Origin of the sequence: Pseudomonas helvetica (assembly GCF_039908645.1) — a bacterium.
Classification (GTDB): domain Bacteria; phylum Pseudomonadota; class Gammaproteobacteria; order Pseudomonadales; family Pseudomonadaceae; genus Aquipseudomonas; species Aquipseudomonas helvetica.
On the sequence record NZ_CP150917.1, the window covers coordinates 5,637,196 to 5,663,822 of the forward strand.

The 26,627-nt window shown below is 61.6% G+C and carries 29 protein-coding genes; 16 read left to right on the forward strand and 13 right to left on the reverse strand.

Annotated features, from left to right (window positions below; translation table 11 throughout):
* Positions 1–107 precede the first annotated feature (107 nt).
* The 9 genes from AABM55_RS25990 to nrdR form a co-directional block, all read right to left on the reverse strand.
* Positions 108–863 carry a transporter substrate-binding domain-containing protein gene (locus AABM55_RS25990; protein WP_347928128.1) on the reverse strand — a complete coding sequence of 252 codons (756 nt, stop codon included), beginning with the start codon at positions 861–863 and terminating at the stop codon, positions 108–110.
* A 39-nt stretch (positions 864–902) separates the two neighbouring features.
* Positions 903–1,406 (reverse strand): phosphatidylglycerophosphatase A, encoded by a 504-nt coding sequence (locus AABM55_RS25995; protein WP_054594243.1) that lies wholly within the window; start codon positions 1,404–1,406, stop codon positions 903–905.
* Positions 1,403–2,368 (reverse strand): thiamine-phosphate kinase, encoded by a 966-nt coding sequence (gene thiL / locus AABM55_RS26000; RefSeq protein ID WP_347928129.1) that lies wholly within the window; start codon positions 2,366–2,368, stop codon positions 1,403–1,405. The genes AABM55_RS25995 and thiL overlap by 4 nt, the downstream gene beginning before the upstream one ends.
* Before the next feature lie 23 nt (positions 2,369–2,391).
* Positions 2,392–2,892, reverse strand: coding sequence for a transcription antitermination factor NusB (nusB, locus tag AABM55_RS26005; protein ID WP_019693846.1), 501 nt, complete (start codon positions 2,890–2,892; stop codon positions 2,392–2,394).
* The gene (gene ribE / locus AABM55_RS26010; protein WP_003228649.1) at positions 2,889–3,365 is read right to left on the reverse strand and encodes a 6,7-dimethyl-8-ribityllumazine synthase; all 477 of its coding nucleotides are present in this window, start codon (positions 3,363–3,365) and stop codon (positions 2,889–2,891) included. Before ribE ends, nusB begins: the two co-directional genes overlap by 4 nt.
* 91 nt (positions 3,366–3,456) lie before the next feature.
* The gene (ribBA, locus tag AABM55_RS26015; RefSeq protein ID WP_054594246.1) at positions 3,457–4,548 is read right to left on the reverse strand and encodes a bifunctional 3,4-dihydroxy-2-butanone-4-phosphate synthase/GTP cyclohydrolase II; all 1,092 of its coding nucleotides are present in this window, start codon (positions 4,546–4,548) and stop codon (positions 3,457–3,459) included.
* Positions 4,549–4,564: 16 nt separating this feature from the next.
* Positions 4,565–5,227: a riboflavin synthase gene (locus AABM55_RS26020; protein ID WP_081427298.1), complete on the reverse strand. Its 663-nt coding sequence runs from the start codon at positions 5,225–5,227 to the stop codon at positions 4,565–4,567.
* Between the two features lie 48 nt (positions 5,228–5,275).
* Positions 5,276–6,409, reverse strand: coding sequence for a bifunctional diaminohydroxyphosphoribosylaminopyrimidine deaminase/5-amino-6-(5-phosphoribosylamino)uracil reductase RibD (ribD, locus tag AABM55_RS26025; RefSeq protein ID WP_054594248.1), 1,134 nt, complete (start codon positions 6,407–6,409; stop codon positions 5,276–5,278).
* A complete protein-coding gene (nrdR, locus tag AABM55_RS26030) occupies positions 6,406–6,870 on the reverse strand; it encodes a transcriptional regulator NrdR (protein WP_054594249.1) in 465 nt (154 codons plus the stop codon). The genes ribD and nrdR overlap by 4 nt, the downstream gene beginning before the upstream one ends.
* Before the next feature lie 128 nt (positions 6,871–6,998).
* Between nrdR and AABM55_RS26035 the strand changes: the two genes are divergently transcribed.
* From AABM55_RS26035 to trxA, 3 genes are all read left to right on the forward strand, one after another.
* Complete coding sequence (locus AABM55_RS26035; protein WP_054594250.1) at positions 6,999–7,460, forward strand: hypothetical protein; 462 nt, start codon at positions 6,999–7,001, stop codon at positions 7,458–7,460.
* Positions 7,457–8,113 (forward strand): 50S ribosomal protein L11 methyltransferase, encoded by a 657-nt coding sequence (locus AABM55_RS26040; RefSeq protein WP_347928130.1) that lies wholly within the window; start codon positions 7,457–7,459, stop codon positions 8,111–8,113. The genes AABM55_RS26035 and AABM55_RS26040 overlap by 4 nt, the downstream gene beginning before the upstream one ends.
* A gap of 246 nt (positions 8,114–8,359) precedes the next feature.
* Positions 8,360–9,232 carry a thioredoxin gene (trxA, locus tag AABM55_RS26045; protein ID WP_347928131.1) on the forward strand — a complete coding sequence of 291 codons (873 nt, stop codon included), beginning with the start codon at positions 8,360–8,362 and terminating at the stop codon, positions 9,230–9,232.
* On the opposite strand, the gene AABM55_RS26050 is transcribed toward trxA, so the two are convergent.
* Entirely contained in the window at positions 9,229–9,588 is a 360-nt protein-coding gene (locus AABM55_RS26050; protein WP_054594253.1) for a hypothetical protein, read from the reverse strand. The genes trxA and AABM55_RS26050 overlap by 4 nt on opposite strands.
* A 133-nt stretch (positions 9,589–9,721) precedes the next feature.
* Between AABM55_RS26050 and AABM55_RS26055 the strand changes: the two genes are divergently transcribed.
* The 5 genes from AABM55_RS26055 to AABM55_RS26075 all read left to right on the forward strand — a co-directional run bounded on the left by AABM55_RS26055 (position 9,722) and on the right by AABM55_RS26075 (position 13,901).
* Entirely contained in the window at positions 9,722–10,333 is a 612-nt protein-coding gene (locus tag AABM55_RS26055; protein ID WP_347928132.1) for a DUF2796 domain-containing protein, read from the forward strand.
* Between the two features lie 131 nt (positions 10,334–10,464).
* On the forward strand, positions 10,465–11,175 hold the full coding sequence (locus AABM55_RS26060) for an ABC transporter ATP-binding protein (RefSeq protein ID WP_103318340.1): 711 nt from the start codon (positions 10,465–10,467) through the stop codon (positions 11,173–11,175).
* A 1-nt stretch (position 11,176) separates the two neighbouring features.
* Positions 11,177–12,442, forward strand: a complete 1,266-nt coding sequence (locus tag AABM55_RS26065; protein WP_103318342.1) for an ABC transporter permease — start codon at positions 11,177–11,179, stop codon at positions 12,440–12,442.
* A gap of 11 nt (positions 12,443–12,453) precedes the next feature.
* Entirely contained in the window at positions 12,454–12,972 is a 519-nt protein-coding gene (locus AABM55_RS26070) for a DUF3299 domain-containing protein (protein WP_347928133.1), read from the forward strand.
* Between the two features lie 230 nt (positions 12,973–13,202).
* The gene (locus AABM55_RS26075) at positions 13,203–13,901 is read left to right on the forward strand and encodes an OmpW family protein (RefSeq protein WP_103318346.1); all 699 of its coding nucleotides are present in this window, start codon (positions 13,203–13,205) and stop codon (positions 13,899–13,901) included.
* Between the two features lie 56 nt (positions 13,902–13,957).
* Here the strand turns inward: AABM55_RS26075 and AABM55_RS26080 are convergent, their stop codons facing one another.
* Both AABM55_RS26080 and AABM55_RS26085 read right to left on the reverse strand, forming a co-directional pair.
* Positions 13,958–14,887, reverse strand: coding sequence for an NAD-dependent epimerase/dehydratase family protein (locus AABM55_RS26080; RefSeq protein WP_347928134.1), 930 nt, complete (start codon positions 14,885–14,887; stop codon positions 13,958–13,960).
* Positions 14,880–15,764 carry a sugar nucleotide-binding protein gene (locus AABM55_RS26085; RefSeq protein WP_347928135.1) on the reverse strand — a complete coding sequence of 295 codons (885 nt, stop codon included), beginning with the start codon at positions 15,762–15,764 and terminating at the stop codon, positions 14,880–14,882. The genes AABM55_RS26080 and AABM55_RS26085 overlap by 8 nt, the downstream gene beginning before the upstream one ends.
* A gap of 364 nt (positions 15,765–16,128) precedes the next feature.
* On the opposite strand from AABM55_RS26085, the gene AABM55_RS26090 reads away from it, so the two are divergent.
* Together AABM55_RS26090 and AABM55_RS26095 are read left to right on the forward strand one after the other, a co-directional pair.
* A complete protein-coding gene (locus AABM55_RS26090; protein WP_347928136.1) occupies positions 16,129–20,445 on the forward strand; it encodes a DEAD/DEAH box helicase in 4,317 nt (1,438 codons plus the stop codon).
* A gap of 127 nt (positions 20,446–20,572) precedes the next feature.
* A complete protein-coding gene (locus tag AABM55_RS26095) occupies positions 20,573–21,784 on the forward strand; it encodes an MFS transporter (protein ID WP_019693863.1) in 1,212 nt (403 codons plus the stop codon).
* A 63-nt stretch (positions 21,785–21,847) separates the two neighbouring features.
* Here AABM55_RS26095 and AABM55_RS26100 read toward each other — a convergent pair whose 3' ends face one another.
* On the reverse strand, positions 21,848–22,837 hold the full coding sequence (locus AABM55_RS26100) for a GlxA family transcriptional regulator (protein WP_347928137.1): 990 nt from the start codon (positions 22,835–22,837) through the stop codon (positions 21,848–21,850).
* 98 nt (positions 22,838–22,935) lie between these two features.
* Between AABM55_RS26100 and AABM55_RS26105 the strand changes: the two genes are divergently transcribed.
* From AABM55_RS26105 to AABM55_RS26130, 6 genes are all read left to right on the forward strand, one after another.
* Positions 22,936–23,490 carry a cysteine hydrolase family protein gene (locus tag AABM55_RS26105; protein ID WP_347928138.1) on the forward strand — a complete coding sequence of 185 codons (555 nt, stop codon included), beginning with the start codon at positions 22,936–22,938 and terminating at the stop codon, positions 23,488–23,490.
* 165 nt (positions 23,491–23,655) lie between these two features.
* On the forward strand, positions 23,656–24,333 hold the full coding sequence (locus tag AABM55_RS26110) for a YjfI family protein (RefSeq protein ID WP_054594265.1): 678 nt from the start codon (positions 23,656–23,658) through the stop codon (positions 24,331–24,333).
* 19 nt (positions 24,334–24,352) lie between these two features.
* Entirely contained in the window at positions 24,353–25,054 is a 702-nt protein-coding gene (locus tag AABM55_RS26115; protein ID WP_054594266.1) for a PspA/IM30 family protein, read from the forward strand.
* Positions 25,055–25,123: 69 nt separating this feature from the next.
* Positions 25,124–25,687, forward strand: a complete 564-nt coding sequence (locus AABM55_RS26120; RefSeq protein WP_347928139.1) for a rhomboid family intramembrane serine protease — start codon at positions 25,124–25,126, stop codon at positions 25,685–25,687.
* Between the two features lie 73 nt (positions 25,688–25,760).
* A complete protein-coding gene (locus AABM55_RS26125) occupies positions 25,761–25,979 on the forward strand; it encodes a hypothetical protein (protein ID WP_347928140.1) in 219 nt (72 codons plus the stop codon).
* On the forward strand, positions 25,966–26,616 hold the full coding sequence (locus tag AABM55_RS26130) for a DUF2491 family protein (protein WP_054594269.1): 651 nt from the start codon (positions 25,966–25,968) through the stop codon (positions 26,614–26,616). Before AABM55_RS26125 ends, AABM55_RS26130 begins: the two co-directional genes overlap by 14 nt.
* Positions 26,617–26,627 lie beyond the last annotated feature (11 nt).

A 26,627-nucleotide genomic window follows, 5' to 3' on the forward strand; every position in this document is an offset into this window, starting at 1 on the left:
CGCACGTAAATCCTGACGACTCAATCAGCATGATGCACCGCAGAGCATGGTTTTGCGACAGCTCCGTCCGAACGCGGCCCACACACGAACGCAGGCTGCGCCAGCTGCTACGGAGTAGCGCCAGCAGCTACTGTGTCGAATGGATAAGGTTGTTTCCAATGCTCGAAGATCGGTTTCAACTGGCCGCTTTTGACCAACAACGCCATGCGCTGGTCGTACAGCGCCATCAAGGTACGGGCCCGTGGTGTATCGGCGAAACCAAGGTACAACGGCAGTTCGGTCAAGTGTGTGCGCCGGTACAGGGACGGATCCTCAGCTTCTGCGAGCACTTCATTGATTTCCGTCAGCGCGTCGATATAGAAGTCCGCCCGAGCCTGTTTGAGCATCGGCAAGATTCCGCTGCGGCGTTCGATCTGGTTATAGCGGTGGATGTTCGGCAGGTAACTTTCATAGCGATAGCCACGGACCCAGGCCAGTCGGTACGCCCCAAGAGTCTCCAGAGTCGGTACCGGGTTGCTCGCAAGGCCCAGGGCATAAATATGATCGGAGTCGAAACTCCAGCGGGGATACAGGACCTGATCGGCCTCATTGGAATAGGAGCCAACCAGCGCGTCCACTTCACGACGCTGCACCAGCCCCACCGAACGGGTGTAAGGCACGGTGCGAATATCCAGTCTCACTCCGGCCGGCTCGAACACGGCGCGCAAAATATCCCAGGCCAGCCCATGGCCATCGGCGGCGGTATAGTCATCCCAGTCCTCGCTGGCCAGATGAATCACGGCCGGTGTCGTCGGCACATCCGCCGCACGGGCGAGCGAACAGAACACCGCAAAAACCAGAACCCACAGCCAGCGCCCGACCATCCCCCAGCCCCTCAATCCATTCGCCCCTCAATCAGCCAATCAGGCGAAATACCGGACCAGCCCCTGCAGCGCCAACCAGGCAAACACGCCTGCCAGCACGTCGTCGAGCATGATCCCGACACCGCCGTGCACATGTCGGTCGATCCAGCGAATCGGCCATGGCTTGAGAATGTCGAAGAAGCGGAACAGCAGGAACCCCGCCAATAGCCAGTACCAACCTGCCGGCACCAGCCACAGGGTGATCCACATCCCGACCATTTCGTCCCAGACGATGCCTTCGTGGTCGTGCACCCGCAAATCGTCGGCAACCTTGCCGCACAGCCAGAAGCCGAACAGCATCGTGATGCCGAGCATCAGCCAGTAACCCCAGCCGGGCAACATCTGCCATAACGGGATAAAAGGTAGCGCAACCAGCGAGCCCCAGGTGCCTGGCGCCTTGGGCAAGGTGCCCGAGCCGAAACCGAACGCCAGGAAATGCCAGGGATTACGCCAGACCGATGGCGGCACGCGTCCTGCCGGGCTCTGCTTGGGATGATCTGTCACGGTGTCTCCCGAAAATGTTGATAACCCCGGGCTTGCGGGGTGATGTCCTGCCCGATCGCGTCCAGCAGCGTCACGCCCTGCCCGGCCACGACCCGCCCGACAACGTGAATCGGCCAGCCGTCGGCGAGCAGTCCCGGTAGTTGCGCGGGTGGCAGAGTGAACGCCAGCACATAGTCGTCACCACCACTCAAGGCCGCCACGCGAGCCGCATTCTCACCGAGAAAGCTCACCAGTGCCGTTGACAGCGGCAGCTTTTCGCTTTCGATCAGCAAGCCGACAGCCGAGGCCTTGGCGATATGCCCGCAATCGGCGAGCAAACCGTCAGAGATATCCAGTGCCGAGGTGGCTTTGCCGCGCAACGCCATGCCCAATTCAAGCTGTGGCTGTGGCGACCAATAATGCGCCAACAACGGCCCGGCAACTTCGGCGGGCGCGACGCGCTCACCCAACACCAGCGACAATGCACCGGCGGCGTTGCCCAGTTCACCGCCCACGCACACCAGATCACCGGGTTGCGCACCGCTGCGGGTCAGTGCCTTGCCTGCCGGGACCCGACCGAACACGGTCATGGTCAGGCTCAGCGGTCCGCGTGTGGTGTCGCCGCCCACCAGCTGTACACCGCAGTGTTGCGCCATGGCGTTCAAACCACGGGCAAAGGCGTCCAGCCAATCGGCGGTTACCGTCGGCAAAGTCAGGGCAAGGGTAAAGGCAATGGGGGTGGCGCCCATGGCAGCCAGATCGCTGACCGCCACAGCCAGCGAACGCTGACCGAGCAGAAACGGGTCGCAAGGGTCTGCGAAATGCACACCGGCCACGAGCGTGTCGGTGGAAATTGCCAGCTGCTCCCCTGCGGGAACAGCGAGCAAGGCGCAGTCGTCGCCGATTCCCAGGTCAACGCCCTCACCGCCTTGCGCACAAGGCGCGGCGGCAAAGTAATTGCGGATCAGCTCAAACTCGCCCATGGCAATGGCAGTTCAAGCGCCGATCAGCGCTTGAACGCCTTCACTTCAGCTTCACGCAGGCGCGGGGCCAGCTTGTCGAGTACACCGTTGACGAACTTGTGGCCATCGGTGGAACCGAAGACTTTAGCCAGCTCGATGCCTTCGTTGATCACCACGCGGTAAGGCACGTCGACACGCTTGAGCAGTTCCCAGGTGGACAGGCGCAGAACCGCCAGTTCAACCGGGTCCAGCTCTTCGATTTCGATGTCCAGGCATGGCTTCAGCGCGGTGTCGATCTCGGTGCGATGCGCCGGAACCCCGTGGAGGATTTCGCGGAAGTACGCGGCATCGACATCGGTGAAATCGTTATCGACCCGGAACTGCGCTTCGATCTCGTTCAGCGATTGCTTGGCCATGTGCCATTGATACAGCGCCTGGGTCGCGAGCTGACGAGCTTCGCGACGCTTGACGCTTTTCGATGGTTTGCCAGCATCCGCAGGCTTTGGATCGCGCGGGTTGAAACGATCGCTTTCGTCGCTAATCACTTGGCCTCCAACTGCGCCAGCAGGCTGACCATTTCCAGAGCGGACAAGGCTGCTTCAGCACCTTTGTTGCCGGCCTTGGTGCCGGAACGTTCGATGGCTTGCTCGATCGAGTCGACGGTCAGTACGCCGAAAGCGACCGGTACGCCGAATTCCATGGACACCTGGGCCAGGCCCTTGGTGCACTCGCCAGCCACGTATTCGAAGTGCGGAGTGCCGCCACGAATGACCGCGCCCAGCGCGATGATTGCCGCGAACTCGCCCTTCTGAGCGACTTTCTGCGCAACCAGCGGGATTTCGAAGGCGCCAGGGGCACGGATGATGGTGATGTCGCTTTCGCTCACGCCATGGCGAACCAGGGCATCAACAGCACCGCTTACCAGGCTCTCGACAACGAAGCTGTTGAAGCGGCCAACAACCAAAGCGTAGCGGCCTTTGGGGGCGATGAAGGTACCTTCGATGGTCTTCAGGGTCATTCGACAAATCTCTTAAAGAGCCGGGACGCGTTCAGTACGCGTCCCTCAGTGATATTTGAACCGCGAACAAGGGGGTGAAAAACACCGGTCTTTATTCGGAGGGCACGTATTCTACAACTTCCAGATCGAAACCGGATATCGCATTAAATTTCATTGGCGCACTCATCAGGCGCATTTTGCGTACACCCAGGTCACGCAGGATCTGCGAGCCGGCACCGACGATGCTGTAGGTGGTCGGTTTTTTCGGCTGTGCGTGGTCGGCGGTTTCGCGAATATGCGCCAGCAACACGTCGCCATCGAGCGGGTGACCGAGCAACAGCACCACACCGCTGCCAGCCTCGGCAACCGCGGCCATGGCGGCGCGCAGGCTCCAGCGGCCTGGCTGCTTGACCATCAACAGGTCGCGCAGCGGGTCCATGTTGTGCACGCGAACCAGGGTCGGTTCTTCGGCGCAAATGGTGCCCAGGGTCAGTGCCATGTGCACGTCGCCTTCCACTGAATCACGGTAGGTCACCAGGTTGAACTGGCCCAGTTCGCTGTCCAGCGGCTGCTCGGCAATCCGCTGAACGGTACGTTCATGGATCATCCGGTAGTGAATCAGGTCGGCGATGGTGCCGATCTTGATGTTGTGTTCGGCGGCGAAGGTTTCCAGCTCGGCGCGACGGGACATGGTGCCGTCGTCGTTCATCACTTCGCAGATCACCCCGCTCGGCTCGAAACCGGCCATGCGCGCCAGGTCGCAAGCGGCTTCGGTGTGGCCGGCACGGGCCAGGGTGCCGCCGGCCTGGGCCATCAGCGGGAAGATGTGGCCGGGGCTGACGATGTCTTCGGCCTTGGCGTCTTTGGCGGCGGCCGCTTGCACGGTGCGCGCACGATCAGCCGCAGAGATACCGGTGGTGACGCCGACAGCGGCTTCGATGGACACGGTGAACTTGGTGCCGAAACCGGAGCCGTTGCGCGGTGCCATCAATGGCAGCTTGAGCAGCTCGCAGCGCTCGCGGCTCATCGGCATGCAGATCAGGCCACGAGCGTGCTTGGCCATGAAGTTGATGTGTTCAGGCTGGCAGCACTCGGCGGCCATGATCAGGTCGCCTTCGTTCTCGCGGTCTTCGTCATCCATGAGGATGACCATCTTGCCTTGGCGGATGTCTTCAACCAGTTCTTCGATGCTATTGAGCGCCACGCGGCACCCCCTTGAGTCAGGATTTGAGGTAGCCGTTGGCGGCCAGAAAGCTTTCGGTAATGTTGCCCTTCGAGGATTCTGCGGCCTTGTCACCCAGCAATAGACGCTCCAGGTAACGGGCCAGCAGATCGACCTCAAGGTTGACCCGGCGACCTGGCTGGTAAGACGCCATGATGGTTTCGCTCAGGGTATGCGGAATGATCGTCAGCAAGAACTCGGCGCCATCGACCGCGTTCACCGTCAGGCTGGTGCCATCAACCGTGATCGAGCCTTTATGGGCGATGTATTTGGCCAGGTCTTTCGGCGCACGAATGCGGAACTCCACGGCACGGGCATTCTCGGTACGCGCAACCACTTCGCCGACGCCGTCGACGTGACCGCTGACCAGATGCCCACCGAGGCGGGTGGTCGGGGTCAAGGCTTTTTCCAGGTTGACCGGGCTGCCGCTTTTCAGGTCATTCATGGCGGTGCAGTCGAGGGTTTCGCGACTGACGTCCGCTGCAAAGCCATTGCCCGGCAGTTCAACCGCTGTCAGGCAGACGCCGTTGACCGCGATGCTGTCGCCGAGCTTGACGTCGCTCAGGTCGAGCTTGCCGGTTTCTACGTGAACCCGTACATCACCACCTTTTGGGGTCAATGCACGGATGCTGCCGATGGATTCGATGATGCCGGTAAACATGGAGTCCTCCTCGAGAACAAAACCTTCGCTTGTGGCGCAGGTCGGGAATTATACGCTCGCTGGCGGAACGGGGACCGCGATGACTCGCCAGTCATCGCCCACCGCGCGAATTTCTGTGATTTTCAGCTCCGGCGCATCCTTCATTTGTGCGAGTGGCCAGTCCAGCAATGGTCGCGCCGTGGAGCCGAGGAACTTGCCCGCGATGAAGATCTGGAATTCGTCCACCAACCCTTGCTGGGCAAACGCTCCAGCCAGACGCGGGCCGGCTTCCACCAGCACTTCGTTGACGCCCCGGGCGGCGAGTTCGAGCAGCAGCTTGCGCAGGTCGACCTGGCCATCATCGCCGGGCACGATCAGGCATTCGGGGCCGTTGGCGTACTGCTCTTCCACCGCGACACAGGTAGCGACCAGCGCCGGGCCAGCCTTGAAAAACGGCGCATCGAGCGGCACGCGCAGGCGGCCGTCGATCAGCACGCGAAGCGGCGGGCGGCTCATGGCGAGCGCAGTTTGCTCGGCATCCAGACCCAACTCGTCGGCACGCACGGTCAAGCGCGCATCATCGGCCAGCACCGTGTCGGCACCAGTCAACACGACGCTGGCCTGAGCCCGCAGACGCTGCACAGCCGAGCGGGCGGCGGGACCGGTGATCCATTGGCTTTCGCCACTGGCCATGGCGGTGCGACCGTCTAGGCTCATTGCCAACTTGACCCGCACGAACGGCAAGCCGTGTTCCATGCGCTTGAGAAAACCTTCATTGAGCTTGCGCGCCTCGCCTTCGAGCACGCCGCTGCGGGTCTCGATGCCCGCCTGCTCCAGACGCTGCAGACCGCGGCCAGCGACTTCCGGGTTCGGGTCCTGCATCGCCGCAACCACTCGCGCCAGGCCAGCGTTCACCAGCGCATCGGCACACGGCGGCGTGCGGCCATGATGGCTGCAAGGCTCCAGCGTGACGTAGGCGGTGGCACCGCGGGCGTTTTCGCCGGCGGCGCGCAAGGCGTGGACTTCGGCATGCGGTTCGCCGGCGCGCACATGCCAGCCTTCGCCGACAATCTGCCCGTCACGCACGATCACGCAGCCCACCCGAGGGTTGGGATGGGTGGTGTAGTGACCTTTGCGCGCCAGTTCCAGCGCGCGCGCCATGTAATGGGCGTCGAGGACCTGTTGTTCCGGGGATATGCTCATTCTTTTACCGGCTCACGGGCCAGGCGATCGATCTCTTCGCGGAACTCGTTGAGGTCCTGGAAGCGGCGATACACCGAAGCGAAACGAATGTAGGCGACTTCATCGAGCTTTTGCAGCTCGGCCATCACCAGTTCACCGACCACGAGGGATTTGACCTCGCGCTCGCCGGTCGCTCGCAGTTTGTGTTTGATATGGGCCAGCGCCGCTTCCAGGCGCTCGACGCTTACCGGGCGCTTCTCCAGCGCACGCTGCATGCCGGCGCGAAGTTTTTCTTCGTCGAACGGCTGACGGCTGCCGTCGGTTTTGATCAGGCGCGGCAACACCAGTTCGGCAGTTTCGAACGTCGTGAAACGTTCGCCGCAGGCCAGACATTCGCGCCGGCGGCGCACCTGTTCGCCCTCGGCGACCAGACGCGAGTCGATGACCTTGGTGTCGTTGGCACCGCAGAAGGGACAGTGCATGGTGGCAGGCAACAAAAAAAGGGAGGGCCATGGTAGCGCATCCCACTGGCAAGACAAGCCATAGGGTTTGCGGTATACAGACGGGCTACACTGTCTGATCGATGGATTTCATTTTGCTGGAGCCGCAAATGCCGCTAAGACCGCTTGTTTTACTCAGTCTCATCGGCCTGTTGGTCGCGTGTAGCAGCGCACCCAAACCGGCGGCACCGACTCCGGGCCCTGCACCGCAGATGGCCCAGAAAAAAGCCCAGGCCTCGGCCGACCTCGGACCGCTGCCCGCGTATCAACGGGAATTGAGCGGCACCTTGCAGGGCGTGCCGGCCGGCGCCGAGGTTGAACTGGCGCTGCTGGTGATCGACGAACGCTCCCGGCCGCAGCAATTGCTCGCCAGCGCCAACCTGATCGGCAACAACAAGGCTCTGCCATTCCATCTGCGATTCAATCCCGACTCGTTCCCGGTCGGTGCACGCGTCGAACTGCGGGGTCGCGCCAGCCAGTCCGGGCAGTTGATCCTGCACCTGCCGGCGCAACGCATCTTTGAGCCGAAGACCCAGGCCCTGGGCCAATTGCAGTTCCTCAAAGCGCCATGAATGCACCGCTCGACCTGCAACAGGCGTTAAGTGAACTGCTCGGCGATGCACAGCTGGTCCGGTGTCCATTGCCTGAAACCACGCTGAAACTCTGGCTGATCGACGGCGACAACATGAACCGCGCCTTCAGCCCGGAAGAAACCCGGCGCATTCTGCACGAGCCACCGTACTGGAGCTTTTGCTGGGCCAGCGGCCTGGCGATGGCCCGTTACCTGGCGGAGCATCCGCAGTGGGTTGCCGGCAAGCGCGTGCTGGATTTCGGCGCCGGCTCCGGGGTGGCGGGGATTGCAGCGGTCAAGGCAGGGGCGCTGGAAGTGGTGGCCTGTGATCTTGATCCATTGGCAATTGCAGCCTGCCGGGCGAATGCCGAACTCAATGACGTCGAGCTCAGCTACTCGACAGACTTTTTTGCCGAGGCCGATCGTTTTGATCTGATTCTGGTGGCCGACGTGTTGTACGACCGGGCCAACCTGCCGTTGCTCGATGAGTTTCTCAGCCGTGGCCGCGAGGCGTTGGTGGCGGATTCACGAGTTCGGGATTTCCGTCATCCGTTGTATCAGCGGCTGGAAATGCTTGAGGCGATGACCTTACCGGATCTGGCAGAACCAGAAGAGTTTCGGCATGTGAGCCTGTACCACGCCAAACGTACATGATCGTTCCAGCCCGTAGCAGCTGTCGAGCCTGCGAGGCTGCGTTCGGCTGCGAAGCAGTCGTGGAATCAGGCAGCACGTTTTTTCAGGCAGTCCGTGTACCCGGGATTTACGAGGACTGCGTCCTCGAACGCAGCCTCGCGGGCTCGACAGCTGCTACGGGCGTTGGAGCAGAAAGTTGTGTAGATACTTATGCCCGTCGCCGCCAGCCCTTATAGTTCTCCCATTCACGTTTCTTCGAGATTCCCCATGAGTCAAGACACGCCATATATCTTCGACGCCACTACCGCCGATTTCGACCAGTCGGTGATCGAGAACTCGTTCCACAAGCCGGTGCTGGTGGATTTCTGGGCTGAATGGTGTGCGCCGTGCAAGGCGCTGATGCCGATGCTGCAATCCATCGCCGAGAGCTATCAGGGCGAGTTGCTGCTGGCCAAGGTCAACTGCGACGTCGAGCCGGACATCGTTTCGCGCTTCGGTATTCGCAGCCTGCCGACAGTGGTGCTGTTCAAGGACGGTCAGCCGGTGGACGGCTTTGCCGGCGCACAGCCCGAGTCCGCTGTTCGCGCACTGCTTGAGCCACACGTAAAAATGCCTCCGCCGGCCGCTTCCGACCCGATCGAACAGGCGCAGGCGCTGTTCGACGAAGGTCGTTTCGCGGATGCCGAAGCCACACTGAAAGTGCTGCTGGGTGAGGACAATACCAACGCCCGCGCGTTGATCCTCTATGCGCGCTGCCTGACCGAACGTGGCGAGCTGAGTGAAGCCCAGGCCGTGCTCGATGCGGTGAAAAGCGATGAACACAAAGCCGCACTTGCCGGCGCCAAGGCGCAAATCAAGTTTCTCGGCCAGGCCGCTGACTTGCCGGATGTCGCCGACCTGAAATCGCGTCTGGCGCAAAACCCGCAGGACGATGAAGCCGTCTATCAGTTGGCGATCCAGCAACTGGCCCGTCAACAATATGAGCCGGCACTGGACTCCCTGCTCAAGCTGTTTATCCGCAATCGCAGCTACAGCGAAGGGTTGCCGCACAAGACCCTGCTGCAAGTGTTCGAACTGCTGGGCAACGATCACCCGCTGGTGACCGTTTACCGCCGCAAGCTGTTTGCAGCGCTCTACTAGGCCTGCTCGATCCAACTATAGAGCGGCGTATCCCCGCCGCTCACGACCTTGACCTCCGGGCTATGGCGCAAGCGCACCAGCAGACGTTTGCCGGCGACGGTGTTGCCGGTCAAACCCTGCAGTTGCTCCAGCAGGTCCGGCCCCGTCAATTGCCCGGACTTGCGCAGCAGATCCTTGGCGAGTTGCCACAGCAGCTCATCCTGATTGACCGGTTTGACCACCGGATCGGCCACTGCTGCACTGTTTTCTGATTTGCTTACCTGCAACTGCGCGCCAAGCCTCGCCCAATCCCCATCATCCAGCTCCAGGGTCAAATCCACCGGCCAATCGCCGATGCTTCCACGAATGCGCAACATTGGGCTTTCCTCAGGTTTATGACGAACATGCTCCCATGCGTCTTGCGCAACGCCAAGCGGACAGTCAAACTCTCGCCATTCTTGTTATAAGATTACATAACAAAATTTTCATCTTCCTTCCCGGAGAGAGTCCATGCGCCGTCTGTTACTCGCTTTGCCGTTTGCTCTGTTGCCGCTGGCTATCGCTCAGGCCGCTGAAGTTCATGATCACGAACATGAACACGGCAGCCTGGGCGCCCACGAACACGGCGTCGGGCGTTTGAACGCGGCGCTGGACGGTCAGACGCTGGAACTGGAGCTGGAAAGCCCGGCGATGAACCTGGTGGGCTTCGAACACGTTGCCAGCACTGATGCAGACAAGGCCAAAGTCGCCGCCGCCCGTGCGCAGCTGGAGAAACCGCTGGTGCTGTTCAGCCTGCCAAAAGCGGCCAACTGCGTGGTCAGTCAGCAAGAACTGAACAGCCCGCTGTTCGGTGACAAACCGGATACCGATGATCATGACGACGATGACGACCACGCGACTGACGGTAAAGGCGCAGCCGCCGAAGAGCATCACCACGATCACAGCGAAATCCACGCGCACTACCAATTCACCTGCGCCGCCCCTGGCGCGCTGAAGACCCTAGACTTGTCGCAAGTGTTCACGACCTTCCCCGCGACGCAGAAAATTCAGGTACAACTCATCAGCCCAAGCGGCCAGCAAGGGGTAGAAGTGACCTCGAAGGCTGCGGCACTGAAATTCTGATCCACCGCAATCCCGTAGGAGCAAGGCTTGCCCGCGATGAACGATAACGCGGTTTTAAAGGTAGACCGCCGCGTACTCATCGCGGGCGAGCCTTGCTCCTACAGGACCTCAATCCCCATGAAATCGGCGCTATGACCCAAGCACTCATCGAACTGTCAGACCTGGGCTTCAGCTGGCCCGGTCATCCGCCTTTACTGGATATCCCGGCGTTTCGCCTGGAGCCCGGCGAAACGCTGTTTCTCAAAGGTCCCAGCGGCAGTGGCAAGACCACCCTGCTCGGCCTGCTCGGTGGCGTGCAGAAACCCAATCGCGGGAGCATTCGCCTGCTCGGCCAGGAGCTGACCGAACTGTCGGCCGGCGCCCGCGATCACTTTCGGGTCGACCACACGGGCTACATCTTCCAGCAGTTCAACCTGCTGCCGTTTCTCTCGGTGCGCGAGAACGTCGAGCTGCCGTGCCACTTCTCCAAACTACGCGCCAGCCGTGCGATTCAGCGCCACGGCAGCATCGATCAGGCGGCAGCGACCTTACTCGCACACCTGGGGCTCAAGGATGAAAACATGCTCGGCCGCCGTGCCGATTCACTGTCCATCGGCCAACAGCAGCGGGTCGCCGCTGCCCGCGCGCTGATCGGCCAGCCGGAACTGGTGATCGCCGACGAACCGACCTCGGCGCTGGATTACGACGCCCGCGAGGCATTTATCCGTTTGCTGTTCGCCGAGTGCCGCGAAGCCGGTTCCAGCCTGCTGTTCGTCAGTCACGACCAGAGCCTGGCGCCGCTGTTCGATCGTCACCTGTCGCTGGCCGAACTCAATCGCGCCGCCACGCCGCTCGAGGTCTGAAATGTATTTGTTTCGTCTAGCCATGGCCAGCCTGGCTAACCGCCGCTTCACCGCGATCCTCACCGCGTTCGCCATCGCCCTGTCGGTCTGCCTGCTGTTGGCGGTGGAACGGGTGCGCACCGAAGCCAAGGCCAGCTTTGCCAGCACCATCAGCGGCACCGACCTGATTGTCGGCGCGCGCTCAGGCTCGGTGAACCTGTTGCTGTACTCGGTGTTTCGCATTGGCAACGCCACCAACAATATCCGTTGGGACAGCTTCGAGCACTTTGCCAACAACCCGAAAGTGAAATGGGCAATCCCGATTTCCCTCGGTGACTCGCATCGCGGTTATCGAGTGATGGGTACTACCGACGCCTACTTCCAGCATTACCAGTACGGCCGTCAGCAAAACCTGCAACTGGCCAGCGGTCGGGCGTTTGCCACGGATCCGTTCGAAGTGGTGCTGGGTGCCGAAGTGGCCGATGCGCTGCATTACAAACTCGGCGACAAACTGGTGCTGGCTCACGGCGTGGCAGTGATCAGCCTGGTCAAGCACGATGACAAACCGTTCACCGTGGTCGGCATCCTGAAACGCACCGGCACCCCGGTCGACCGCACGTTGCACATCAGCCTCGGCGGTATGGAGGCGATTCACATCGATTGGCACAACGGAGTGCCGGCTCAGGGCAACGGTCGTATCAGCGCCGATCAGGCGCGCAACATGGACCTCACGCCGCAAGCCATCACCGCGTTCATGCTCGGCCTCAACAACAAGATTTCGACCTTCGCCGTGCAACGCGAGATCAATGAATTTCGTGGCGAGCCGATGCTGGCGATCTTGCCGGGCGTCGCCTTGCAGGAGCTCTGGAGCCTGATGGGCACCGCCGAAAAAGCGCTGTTCGTGGTGTCGCTGTTCGTAGTGCTGACTGGGTTGATCGGCATGCTCACAGCGATTCTCACCAGCCTCAACGAACGTCGCCGCGAGATGGCAATCCTGCGTTCGGTCGGCGCCCGGCCATGGCACATTGCAACGCTGCTGGTGCTGGAAGCCTTTGCATTGGCGCTGTCCGGGGTGGTTGCGGGCCTGGCGCTGCTGTATGTATGCATCGCCGCCGCCCAAGGCTACGTGCAATCGACCTACGGCTTGTACCTGCCGCTGGCCTGGCCAAGCGAGTATGAATGGACGCTGCTCGGTGGCATCCTGATCGCCGCGCTGCTGATGGGCAGCGTGCCGGCCTGGCGCGCCTATCGCCAATCGTTGGCCGATGGTCTGTCGATCCGTTTATGAGGACATTGAAGATGCTCCGCGCTCTGCCTGCGCTGTTGATGCTGGTCGCCCTGCCCCTGTGGGCGGCTGCACCGAAAGACCTGACCTGGGCGGAAATGATCCCGCCGGACGCGCCGGCAGAAGTGCCGAACATGAAACCGCTGCACGACCTGTCGCAGATGAGCAGCGCGTTGTCCGCCGAGTCCGCGCCAGCGGCCAAGCAAGACATGCCCAATGCGCCGGTGGTGAAGAGCCTCGACGGCAAGAATATTCGCCTGCCGGGTTACATCGTGCCGCTGGAAGTCAGCGAGGAAGGTCGCACCACCGATTTTCTGCTGGTGCCGTATTTCGGCGCGTGCATCCACGTACCGCCTCCGCCGTCGAACCAGATCGTCCATGTCAAAAGCGCGGTTGGAGTGAAGCTCGACGAGCTGTATCAGCCGTACTGGATTGAAGGGGCAATGCAGGTCAAAGCGTCGACCAGCGAATTGGCGGATGCCGGGTATCAGATGGATGCGGACAAGATCTACGTGTACGAATTGCCGGAGTGAATCCGGCAGTCATTCGTTGCCCGTGATGACGCCATCGCGGGCAAGCCTTGCTCCTACGGATAGCGGAAACCTGTAGGAGCAAGGCTTGCCCGCGATCGACCGCGAAGCGGTCGCAGAAGGCTCCCCCGATTCAAACCCCATCACTGTTTCATTGAGCTGAGTCAAAAGCGCCGTTCCTGACGCTTCGTACCATTGGAGATACAGAATTTGAATCTTCCTTTGGAGCCCCCATGCACAAGTCATTGCTCAGCGCGTCCCTCATTGCATTCGCGCTTGCAACCCCCTTCGCCCAGGCCCATGAAGCCGGTGACATCATTGTTCGGGCCGGTGCAATCACCGTAAACCCGACAGCCGGCAGTTCCAGCGTCAAGGTTGATCGCGGTCCATTGGCGGGTGCCGATCTGGGTGGCAAGGCGACCATGGACAGCAGCACGCAGCTGGGCCTGAACTTCGCGTACATGCTCACCCCCGATATCGGCATCGAGCTGCTCGCCGCCTCGCCGTTCCAGCATGACGTAAACCTCAAAGGCACCTCCCTGGGCGCGGCCAACGGTAAGCTCGGCACCCTCAAACACCTGCCGCCAACCCTGAGCGTGGTTTACTACCCGCTCAACAACAAGTCTGCATTCCAGCCGTATGTGGGCGCCGGTATCAACTACACCTGGATCTACGACGAAAAGCTCAGTAACGAAGCGCAAGCCAACGGCTTCAGCAACTTCAAGACGAAAAACTCCTGGGGCCTCGCATGGCAGGTCGGTGCCGATTACATGCTGACCGACCACATCATGCTCAACGGCCAGGTGCGCTACATCGACATCGACACCACCGGCTACGTGGACAACAACGCAGTCGCCCCCGGCACCCGCGCCAAGGTCAACATCGACGTGGACCCGTGGATCTACATGGTGGGTCTGGGTTACAAGTTCTAAACCCGCCGCATGAAAAAGGCGCCTCGAAAGGCGCCTTTTTCATGACTGCGAAAAACTCAGCGCCCCAACAACCGCGCCAGCCCGACGCTCATTGGCGTCTGCTCGGGAAAGGTGAAGCGCTGCAACAGACGCTGGTTGTTCGCCCGCGAATGGCGGATGTCGCCGGAGCGTGCCGGGCCGTAGGCAATCGGTGGCAACTGCCCCACCACTTCCTCCAACGCCTGGAGCATTTGCTTGAGGGTCGTCGCCTGGTTCCAGCCGACATTCACCGCGCCCACTTCAAGCGTCGGCATTTCAATCGCCTGCACCAGCAGGTCGACCAGGTCTTCGACATAGACAAAATCGCGGGTCTGTTCGCCGTCACCGAACACGGTGATCGGCAGGCCTTTCTGCGCCCGCTCGCTGAAAATGCTGATCACCCCGGAGTACGGCGATGACGGATCCTGCCGCGGACCGAAGATGTTGAAGAAACGGAAAATCGCCGGTTCCAGACCGTGCTGCCGACGGTAGAAGTCGAGGTAGTACTCGCCCGCCAGCTTGTCTGCGGCGTACGGTGTGAGCGGTGCCTTGGCGGTCTCTTCGTCGATCGACTCGCCTTCACCGTTATTGCCGTAGACCGCTGCGCTTGAAGCGAACAGCACGCGCTTGACGCCGGCCTGACGCATCGCTTCGCAGACGTTCAAGGTGCCGATGAAATTGCTCTGGTGAGTGCGCACCGGATCATCCACCGACGCCTGGACCGACGCCACGGCGGCCAAATGCGCCACCGCGCTGCAACCGACCATCACCTTTGCCACCAGCGCAGCATCGGCAACGTCACCTTCGATCAGTTCGACCCGTGGATTGTCCAGTGGCAGGTTGCTGCGTTTACCGGTGGACAGGTCGTCGAGGATGCGCACCGAATGCCCCTTGGCGAGCAAGGCGTCAGCAAGGTGCGAACCAATGAAACCGGCACCGCCGGTGATCAAAACAGGGCCATCAGCCATGACGATAAAACCTATCCAGTAAGCTCGGGAGCGCTGCGCGCCAGGCGCGTGGCTTGATCCCGAAGGTGTGCAGAATTTTCTTGCAGGCGAGTACCGCATGCTGTGGTTCTTCGGCGGCATCCGGCCGTGCGGCGTGAGCCTGCGCGGTCGGTGCTTCAATCGCCAGCGGGTGCAGATTGCGCGCTTCGGCGAGGATCGCCTGCCCCAGCGCCAGCGGCGTGGTCGCCTCATGCCCGGCGTAATGGTAAGTGCCCCACAGTGGCGCTGCGCAATCGAGTTGCTTGAGCACCGAAATGATCACCCGCGCAGCATCGTCCACCGGTGTCGGGTTGCCACGCCGGTCATCGGCCATCAGCAGCTCTTCAGGCAGTTCGGCACGCGCGAGGAAACGCCCAAGGGTGCCGTCGACACTATCATCGAGCAGCCAGCCAAACCGCAGCATCACATGTTGCGGGCAGGTCGCGCGCACGCTTTGCTCGATACGCCACAAGGCCTGGCCACGCAGCCCCAGCGGCACCGGTTCGTCTTTTTCGCTGTAGGCCGTCGCCCGCGAGCCATCGAATACCCGATAGCTGGAAGGCTGCACCAGGACAATATTGTGATGCTGGCACAGTTCGGCCAGCCGCTCGACCGCCCGCTCCTGGGCAGCCAAGCGCGCCTCGGCCACGCTCTCCGCCTGAAACCAGTCGAAGTAGTAGGCGAGATTGATCAGCGCGTCGGGACGAGTGTCGTCGAGCAGCTGCGTCAGGCTTGCGGCGTCCCAGCCGTCTTGCGGTGGACGGGGGGCGAGGAAACCGATGTCTTCCTCTGCACCGAGGCGAATCAGCGCCTGCCCAAGGGCATTTCCGCCACCCAGTAACATAAGGCGCATTCGCATAGAGTCAGCAGGCCCAGTCTGTTTGGAACGATGATTTTATCGGCACAGCCCGCAGGCGTTGCCGTTGAGAATTGCCAGAATCGTTGCATTTTGCGGGTTTAAAGCGCAACCGTCACTCGTAAAGTGTAGATCCTCAGGTTTGACGCCCGCTCATTTGGGTAAACGGGCTTGTTGTGGCGAGAGGGCTTGCCCCCGTTCGACTGCGAAGCAGTCGCAATGGGCCGATGCGGTGTGCCTGACAAATCGCGATTGCAGGTTTTGGGGCCGCTTCGCAGCCCAGCGGGAGCAAGCTCCCTCGCCACGGGGGTCACCGATCAGCCACAGAAACTTGCATCTTCAGCCACCCAGCCGCATAAATTACCCCATGAACCTCCCCGTATCAGCCGAGAGCGCCTTGGCAGGCTTTCACCCTGCCGTCCGCGCCTGGTTCAACAGCACCTTCCCAGCGGTCACCGCCGCGCAAGCCGGCGCGTGGCCGTTGATCCGCCAGCGCCGTTCGACGCTGGTTGCCGCGCCGACCGGCTCCGGCAAAACCCTTACGGCGTTTCTTGCGGTCATTGACGATCTGGTCCATCAAGGCCTGGCCCACGGTGGCGAATTACCCGACGAAACCCTGGTGGTTTACGTCTCGCCCCTCAAGGCGCTGTCCAACGACATTCAGATCAACCTGCAAACCCCGCTGGCCGGTATCACCGAGCAACTGCGACAACTGGGCTTCCCCGAACTACAGATCAACACCGCCGTGCGCACTGGCGACACTCCGCAAAAGGACCGCTCGGCGATGCGCAAAAGCGCGCCGCACATTCTGGTTACCACTCCGGAGTCGCTGTATGTGCTGCTCGGCTCCGACTCTGGCCGGCGCATGCTCGCCAGCACCCGCACAGTGATCGTCGACGAAATCCACGCCATCGCCGGCAGCAAGCGCGGCAGCCACCTGGCCCTGAGCCTGGAGCGTTTACAGGCTTTGTGTCTGGAACCGCTGATGCGCATCGGCCTGTCTGCCACGCAAAAACCCATCGAAGCGGTTTCGCGTTTTCTGGTGGGCACCGGCCGCCCCTGCGAGATCATCGATATCGGCCACGCCCGCCGGCGGGACCTGGGCATCGAAGTGCCGCCGGTGCCGCTGTCGGCGGTGATGGCCAACGATGTCTGGGAGCTGGTCTACGACCGTATCGCCACACTGGCACGCGAGCATCGGACCACGCTGATTTTCGTCAACACCCGACGCTTGGCCGAGCGCCTGAGCCGTCACCTTAGCGAGCGCTTGGGCAAAGACGCCGTCGCCGCCCACCACGGCAGCCTGGCCAAGGAGTTTCGCCTCGATGCCGAACAGCGGCTCAAGCGTGGCGACCTGCAAGTATTGATCGCCACCGCGTCGCTGGAACTGGGCATCGACATCGGCGACGTCGACCTGGTCTGCCAGATCGCCTCGCCGCGTTCGATCGCCGGGTTTCTGCAACGGGTCGGACGCTCCGGGCACCAGGTCGGCGGCACACCCAAGGGCCGCCTGTTCGCCACCACCCGCGACGACCTGATCGAATGCGCCGCCCTGCTCGACTGTGTGCGCAGGGGCGAACTCGACACCTTGCTGATCCCCCACGCGCCGCTGGACGTACTGGCGCAGCAGATCGTCGCCGAGGTCAGTTGCCAGGAATGGCAGGAGCGGGCCCTGCTCGAAATGGTACGCCGCGCATCGCCCTATACCGAACTCGACGAAACGCACTATCAAGCGCTGCTGCAGATGCTCGCCGATGGCTATAACGGCCGCCAGGGAATCCGCAGCGCCTACCTGCACCGCGACGCGGTGACTCGCACATTGCGTGGCCGGCGCGGCGCCAAACTGACGGCGGTGACCAGTGGCGGGACGATTCCCGACAACGCCGATTACAGCGTGCTGCTGGAGCCACAAGGGCTGAACATCGGCAGCGTCAACGAAGACTTCGCGGTGGAAAGCATCGCTGGCGACGTCTTTCAGTTGGGCAACACTTCGTACCGGATCTTGCGGGTCGAAACCGGCAAGATCCGCGTCGAGGACGCCCAGGGCCAGCCGCCGACCATCCCCTTCTGGCTCGGTGAAGCGCCAGGGCGCAGTGCCGAATTGTCGCTCGCCGTGGCGCGCCTGCACGCGCATCTTGATGAGCTGCTGAGCGCGACGCCCGGCGATGTGCAACCGAGCATCGACTGGCTGACCGAGACCCTCGGCCTGAACCTCGCCAGCGCCGAACAACTGGTGGACTACCTCGCCCGCGCCCGGCTGACGCTCGGCGCCCTGCCGTCTCAGAACACGCTGCTGATGGAGCGGTTTTTCGACGAGTCCGGCGGTACTCAGTTGATCATTCACTCGCTGTTCGGCAGCCGCATCAACCGTGCCTGGGGCCTGGCTTTGCGCAAGCGTTTTTGCCGCACCTTCAACTTCGAATTGCAGGCTGCCGCCAGCGAAGACGCCATCGTCTTGTCGCTGTCCACCAGCCACAGCTTCGAGCTGGACGAGGTCTGGCGTTATCTGCACAGCAACACTGCCGAACAGATCCTGATTCAAGCGGTACTCGACGCGCCGCTATTCGGCGTGCGCTGGCGCTGGAACGCCGGCGTCGCCCTCGCGTTGCCGCGGTACAGCGGCGGACGCAAAGTGCCGCCGCAGATCCAGCGGATGAAAAGCGAAGACCTGATCGCCAGCGTGTTTCCCGACCAGATCGCCTGCCTGGAAAACCTCGTCGGCGAGCGCGAAATTCCCGATCACCCGCTGGTCGAGCAAACCCTCGACGATTGCCTGCACGAAGCCATGGACTGCGATGGCTGGCTGGCGCTGTTGCGACGCATGGAGCGCGGCGAAGTGCGCTTGATCAGCCGCGACTTGCCTGCGCCCTCGCCGCTGGCGGCAGAAATTCTCAGCGCCCGGCCCTACACCTTTCTCGACGATGCGCCGCTGGAAGAACGCCGTACTCAAGCGGTGCTCAACCGCCGCTGGAGCGACCCGCAATCGACCGATGACCTCGGCGCGCTGGATGCCGAGGCCATTCAATCAGTGCGCGATGAGGCCTGGCCGCAACCTACCAGCGCCGATGAAATGCATGAAGCGCTGATGAGCCTGGCCGCGATCAGCAACGCCGAAGCGCTGGCCAATCCGCAGTGGTCGCACTGGCTGCAGACCCTGGCCGACAGTGGTCGCGCCAGTCGTTTGCAAATCAATGCGGAGCACTCTTTATGGCTGGCACTGGAACGCCTGACCTGCCTGCAAGCGATCTACCCACACGCCACGTTGTTACCGCCGTTGCAAGCCTTGCCGGGTTTCGATGAACCCTGGGACGTCGATGAAGCACTGGTCGAACTGATCCGCGCGCGCCTGAGCGCATTTGGTCCGTTGCCGATTCATGCGATTGCTCAACCGCTGAGGCTTTCGACGGCTCAAGTCACCCAAGCGCTGGCACAACTGGAGCGCGAAGGCTACGTGTTGCGCGGGCGCTTCAGCCCGGCGGCCCCGCAGGAAGAATGGTGCGAGCGGCATTTGCTGGCGCGCATTCATCGTTACACGGTCAAACGCCTGCGGCGGGAAATCGAGCCCGTGGCATTGCAGGACTTCATGCGCTTTCTGTTTGACTGGCAGCATCTGTCGCCAGCCACCCAAGGCCAGGGCAGCGCGGTGTTGCCGGCGATTGTCAGTCAGTTCGAAGGCTACCCGGCAGCCGCGTCTGCCTGGGACAGCGATCTTCTGCCGGCGCGGCTCAAGAACTATTCATCGACGTGGCTGGATGAGCTGTGCCGCAGCGGGAAACTGGTCTGGACCCGGCTGACGGTGCGCAACAAAGCCACTAGCGCAGCGCTGCGCAGCACGCCGATTGTGTTGTTGCCACGGGCACAGGTCCCGCTCTGGAGCAGCCTGACCGAGCCACCGGAGGTCAGCGAACTGTCGCCCAAAACCCAGAAAGTCCATCAAGCGCTGAGCCAACATGGCGCGTTGTTTTTCGATGAACTGCTGCACGAAGCCCATCTGCTGCGCAGTGAACTGGAGATCGCCTTGCAGGAGCTGGTCGGCGCCGGGCTGGTCAACGCCGACAGCTTCGCCGGCCTGCGTGCGTTGATTACACCGGCCAGCAAACGCCAGGCGCGCAGCAGCCGACGGGGACGCGGGGCGTTTGTCGGCGGAATGGACGATGCCGGGCGCTGGGCCTTGTTGCGCCGTCAATCGATGCCGCCGGTTGTGGATAACCGTGGCACCCCGAGCGAAACCCTCGAACACATCGCCCTGACCTTGCTCAGGCGTTACGGCGTGGTGTTCTGGCGGCTGCTGGAACGCGAGGCCGAGTGGCTGCCGAGCTGGCGCGAATTGCTGCGCACCTTTCACCGACTGGAGGCGCGTGGAGAGATTCGCGGCGGACGTTTTGTCAGTGGTCTGGCGGGCGAACAATTCGCCCTGCCCGAAGCGATCCCGCTGCTGCGCGAAGTGCGTCGCCGCCCGCATGACGGCAGTCTGATCAGTGTTTGCGGCGTCGACCCGCTAAACCTCGCCGGCACTCTGCTGCCGGGGCACAAAGTCCCCGCCCTCGCCAGCAACCGGTTGGTGTACCGCGATGGTTTGCCGGCCGCCGCCGAAATCGCCGGTACGCAGCATTACTGGCTCGAACTGGATCAGCCCAATACCGCTGAGCTGCACAAAAAACTGACCCAATACAGAACCCTGTAAGCGGTTTTCGGTTACGCGACTTTGATCTTTGCTTAAAGGTCAAATATCAAATGCCCGTCTCGCTATTTTTCCGCAAGAACCCAACCCCGACACTGCGCTCCTGAATCAAACCACCGGAGTTGCAGCCATGCCCATTGCCTTGCTCGCGCTGACCCTTAGCGCTTTTGCCATCGGGACGACCGAGTTCGTCATCGTTGGCCTGTTACCCACCATCGGTGCCGACCTTGGCGTCAGCCTGCCGTCGGCCGGCCTGCTGGTCAGCCTTTACGCGCTGGGTGTCGCCATTGGCGCGCCCGTGCTCACCGCCCTGACTGGCAAGGTCCCACGCAAATTGTTGCTGCTGTCGCTGATGGTGCTGTTCACCCTCGGCAACCTGTTGGCCTGGAAAGCCCCGAGTTACGAATCGCTGGTCATTGCGCGAATCGTCACCGGCCTGGCCCACGGGGTGTTCTTCTCGATTGGCTCGACCATCGCCACCAGCCTGGTGCCGAAAGAAAAAGCCGCCAGCGCGATTGCCATCATGTTCACCGGCCTGACCGTGGCCCTGGTGACCGGCGTGCCGTTGGGGACCTTTATCGGTCAACATTTCGGCTGGCGCGAGACCTTCCTCGCCGTGTCGGCGCTGGGTGTGATTGCATTCATCGGCAGCCTGATCTACGTGCCAAAAAACATCGCCCACAGCAAACCCGCGTCGTTGTTGCAGCAATTGCAGGTACTGAAACAACCGCGTTTGCTGCTGGTGTACGCCATGACGGCAGTCGGTTACGGCGGTTCGTTTATCGCCTTCACGTTCCTGGCACCGATTCTTCAGGATATTTCCGGCTTCAGCGCCAGCACCGTCAGCCTGGTGCTGCTGGTCTACGGAGTCTCGGTGGCCATCGGCAACATCTGGGGCGGCAAACTGGCCGATAAACGCGGCCCGATCAGCGCGCTGAAACTGATATTCGCCCTGCTCGCCGCGGTGCTGTTCGTACTGACCTTCACCGCCGGTAATCCTTGGCTGGCACTGGCCACCGTACTGGTCTGGGGCGCCGTGGCGTTCGGCAACGTGCCTGGCCTGCAAGTGTATGTGGTGCGTCAGGCTGAGCATCACACACCGAACGCGGTGGACGTCGCTTCGGGTCTGAACATCGCCGCCTTCAACCTCGGCATCGCTGGCGGTGCCTGGGGTGGCGGGTTGATCGTCGCCCACATGGGCTTGATCCATACTGCGTGGATTGGTGGTCTGGTGGTGCTGGTCGCGTTGGCGCTGACCGCCTGGAGCGGTCGTCTCGATCGCCTCGGCCCGGTGTATGCCGAGCCGGTGCAGGGTTCGGCACAGATTGTCGCCGGGCACTGATCCTTCAAACCAACGCAGCCTTCGGGCTGCGTTTTTGTGCGCTTCACGCAGGGGCTGTGTTGCTTATTGCCGTGCGGGGGGCGTCACCCCGAATCGTGCGCGATAGTCACTCGGTGCCAGGCCGGTGATTTTCTTGAACGTGGCGCGAAACGCACTCGGGTCCGAGTAGCCGACGTTCCAGGCGATGTGATCGATGGTGCCGTTGGTGAACTCAAGCATTTCCCGGGCCTTGCCGACTCGCAGGTGCTGGCAGTATTCGGTCGGTTTCAAACCGGTCGCAGCTCGAAAGCGCCGCAGGAATGTCCGCTCTTCCAGCCCTGCCTGCTGCGACATCGCGCTCAGCGACACCTCCACCGCACCGTTGGCTTGCAACCAGTGCTGAACCTTGAGAATCGCTGCATCGCCGTGACTCAGAATCGGTGCGAAGTTGCTCCCGCATTCGCTCGCACTGTCGCTGTGTTCGATCACCAGAAAACGCGCAGTGCTGGTGGCGATGCTCGGCCCCATCAGACGATTGACCAGCCGCAAGCCCAGCTCCGACCAGGCCATTAATCCGCCAGTGGTGATCAGGTCGCCGTCGTCGACGATGGGTTTGTCGGCGTTGAGCGTGACCTTCGGGTAACGCTCGGCGAATTTTTTCGCCGAGGTCCAGTGAGTGGTGGCCCGGCGACCGTCGAGCAGACCGCTTTCGGCCAACAGAATAGACCCCACGCACACCCCGCCAAGGGTCGCGCCGGCCGCGTGTTGCTGGCGAATCCACTGAATAAGCGCAGGCGATGCCTGACCTTCGGAAAAGCCGCCAATCGAGGGCGGGATCAACAGCGCTATCAGTGCGCCGTCAGCAGCGGGATGACTGTCGTAAATGCGTTGGGGCGCATGCTCCGCATCCGCCTGCCAGTGGCTGACTCGCAACAATGGCAGTTGCACGCTCTGATGCTCGGCGGCAATGCGATTCGCGACACCGAACAAATCCGTCAAACCATGCACCGCCGCCATCTGCGCGTCGGGATAGATCAGCACGCCCAACTCGGCGACTGCGCGTTCTACGCCCATTGTCAGTTTTCCCCCTTCTATTGTCGGTGCGGCCAATCCTCGAACGGCCGGCGAAACCCAATACTTCGTTCCACACCAACCCTTCCGAGGAAACCCCCATGGCCAAGCAAGCGCTCATCGTAGTCGATATCCAGAATGACTACTTCCCTCAAGGCAAATGGCCGCTGGTCGGCGCCGACGCGGCTGCCGACAATGCCGCGCGGGTGATCCAGGTCTTCCGTGATGCCGGTGATCAGGTGGTGCATATCCGCCACGAATTCACCTCTGACACCGCGCCGTTTTTCACACCGGGCTCGGAGGGTGCGCAGCTGCACCAAAAAGTCCGCAACCGCAGCCATGAACCGGTGGTGCTCAAACACTTCGTCAACGCGTTCCGCGAAACCGAACTGGAGGTGATCCTTGACCAACACGGCATCGACAACCTGGTGATCGTCGGCAGCATGAGCCACATGTGCATCGATGGCGCCGCACGTGCCGCGGCCGATCTTGGCTACGGCGTCACAGTGATCTACGACGCCTGCGCCACCCGTGACCTGGAGTTCAACGGGGTTATCGTTCCGGCGGCCCAGGTACACGCGGCCTTCATGTCGGCCCTGGGATTTGCCTATGCAACGGTGGTGTCCACCGATGACTTCCTGACGACCAGTCACTGAATCTGTCTCCATCAAAACCCGAAGGCCCGTAGCGCTGACACGCTACGGGCCTTTTTTCGTGATGAAAATCAGTCGATTAAAAATCTCACGCGTGAGTTGTTGAGAGTGCCTGAGTTTATCTGTAGTGTTCTCACGCGTGATACAAAATAAAGCGGAGCCACTGCAATGAAACGTCGCTCTCCAGCAGCCTCAGACACAACACCCGCGAGCAGCCAGGGAGAGCGCTCGAAACCCTCCGCGAAAAAACCATCGAGCTTCTATATGAAGCAGATGCGCGGAGGACTTAGCGCCGCCGGCTATGTGAAACATGAAACTTGGGTGCTTCCCGAAAACCGGAGCCTGCTCAAGCAAATGGAGAAACAGCTACGCCAGCCGATCCTGGCTGGTTCATTCATGTTGGAGGATTACATGAGCGCAGGTAACAACTGGAACATCGATCGCCTCTTCAGCGCCCTGCAGGCCCTTGATGAGGTGGTATCCAACGAAATCACCCTGACGTTGATTCAAGGCTCCGAGCAGAGCATCAAGCTTGAAATGAACGAGTTTGGCGGGCTGCCGATTTACATCGCTGTCGTCGGCGAGCAAATCATCGTCGACACGGTGCTGGTCGATCTCGAATCCATCAAGGACGTGCAGCGTTTCAACGATGCCGTGCTGCGCAGCCGGGAAATGTTCCCGCTGTCGTCGATCGGTATCGAATCCATGCCCAACGGCCAGACCGTCTACAACATGTTCGGTGCGCTCAGTTCCGAGTCCAGCCTGACCAACGTCGTGACCGAAATCAAAACGCTCGTCGACAACGTTCAGCGCGCCAGCGAAGCCTTCGAAAGCTTCTTCAACTAATTTTCGGGAGTACCGACGCATGCAAAACCAATCGATCTGGAGCAAGTTGTTCACCGCACTGCGTGGCGGTGCCAGCGAAGTCGGCGAAGCCATCGCCGACCAACAGGCCCTGCGCATCCTCGATCAGGAAATCCGCGACGCCGACAGCGCTCTGGCAAACGCCAAGCGCGAACTGGTCACCATCATGGCCAAGCACAAACTCTCGGCCGAGCGCGTGGCGCAGTACAACGCCAAGATCAAGGACCTGGAATCCAAGGCCATGGCCGCGCTCCAGGCCAACCGTGAAGACCTGGCTCTGGAAGTGGCCGAAGCCATTTCGACCCTGACCAACGAACACGACGCCGAACAGAAGCAAACCACCGAGTTCGGTGCCTACGCCGACAAAATGCGCAAGGACATCACCAAGGCCGAAGCCCGCATCAAGAGCCTGCGCCAACAAGTGGACATGGCCAAGGCCCGTGAAAGCGTACAGAAAGCGCAGGTCAGCGCCTCCATCGCCAGCGGCGGCGCCAACGGCAAACTGGAAACCGCCGTCGGCACCTTGAATCGTCTGCAGGCCAAGCAGGAACAACGTGCTGCCGAGCTGGAAGCGAGCGACGAACTGGCGGACGCGTCCACCGGCAACGACCTGGAGCGCAAGCTGCGCGAAGCCGGCATCACACCGGACCAGGGCAGTGCGAACTCGATTCTGGACCGCCTGAAAAAACAATCGGCCGAGTAACCGGCTTACGCAAGCACTCAGAAGCAAGGGCACCGACGTGCCCTTCTTTTTGTTGATTCGAGGACAAGTATGGACAGGGTAAGCGGCTTCAAGATCATCGCAGGCCTGGCCATGCTGATGGTCGCGATCCACCTGCTGAACGTACTGACAGGCTACAGCCTGACGATATTCGGCCTGGTCCCCCGAACCGCCCACGGCCTCGTCGGAATTGTGACCTCACCGTTTCTGCACATATCCTTCGCGCACTTGATCGCCAACCTGGTGCCGTTCCTGGTGCTGGGAACCCTGGTGATCGCCGAGGGCTTCAAACGCTTTGCGGCCGTCAGCGCAATCATCATTCTGTTCGGCGGCTCGCTGGTCTGGCTGTTCGGTTTCAACGGCGTTCATGTGGGCGCCAGCGCCTGGGTCTTTGGCCTCTGGGCGTACCTTCTGGCGCGTGCCTGGTTCCACCGCAGCTGGAGCAACGTTCTGATCGCCAGCATTGTCGCCCTCCTCTACGCAAGCCTGATTTTCGGCTTTATTCCGCGCCAGGGCACCTCATTCGAAGGGCATATTGGCGGCGCATTCGCCGGTTTTATTGCAGCCCGGCTACTTCTCTCCAGGCCGCGCAGCAGGTCTAATGCAGCCCGGTAAACACGCAGGCACCAAAAACGTCCGCAGCGGGTTTATTCGTCAAGGACGCGTCACCCCAGGGAGCCAGGGACGAATGTCGACATTCCTCTTTTTACGCATGTACGCAGTGTCGCTCTTCCACACGTCTGGACGGGGCGGCCTTGCCATCGCCTTGCGCGTACGCGTTGCCAGCGCCAGCGCCAGCCTGGGCGAGTTGGCGCTCCTCATCGGCCATCGCGCCAAGGGCCCACAACAGCCTTCGATCAATACCCCTTCCACCCGCCTAAAGGAAATCACCCATGGGATGGTTTAAACAGCTGATGGGCCTTGAGGCCCCGACACCCAAGGACAGCGCACCGGTTGCCGGCCCCCTCGGGCTCGGCCAGGGCAAAGCGCTGGTGTTCGACACTACCCTCAAGCTGTTGCTTGACGAAAAAACCAGCGTGGTCATTCCCGGCACCCAGCAGATCTGGAGCGTCGGCACTGTTGACCTCGGCCAGTCGACCTGGCTTTCGCGCTACTACATGGACGATGAAGACTTCTGGCTGCAGGTTCATACCACTGGCGCCGTCGCTGGCCAGGTCGAGTCGGTGATCCTGTTCAACTACCAGAGCTACGTCACCCTCAACAGTGAATCCGAACTGCGCAGGCTCGCGGGGCCGGACAGCCTGATCGGCCTGCCGACCTACACCCATGACGGCGTCGAATACAGCCGCGAATGGGGCACCGAGGCCGGGCAGACCGAGCTGGTGGCCTTCACTGAGCAGGTCAGCAATCCGGATCAGTCCTACGTCGTGGAACATCGCTCGATGCTCTACGCCCGCGAGACCGGTTTGACCGACCGCCGCGAATTCCTGCTGTTCTCGGTCGAAGAAGACGCCGAAGGCAGCATCAGCTTGAGCACCTCACTGGGTATCTCGCTGTACACCACCGACCTCACTACTCTTTAAAAAGGAACAGC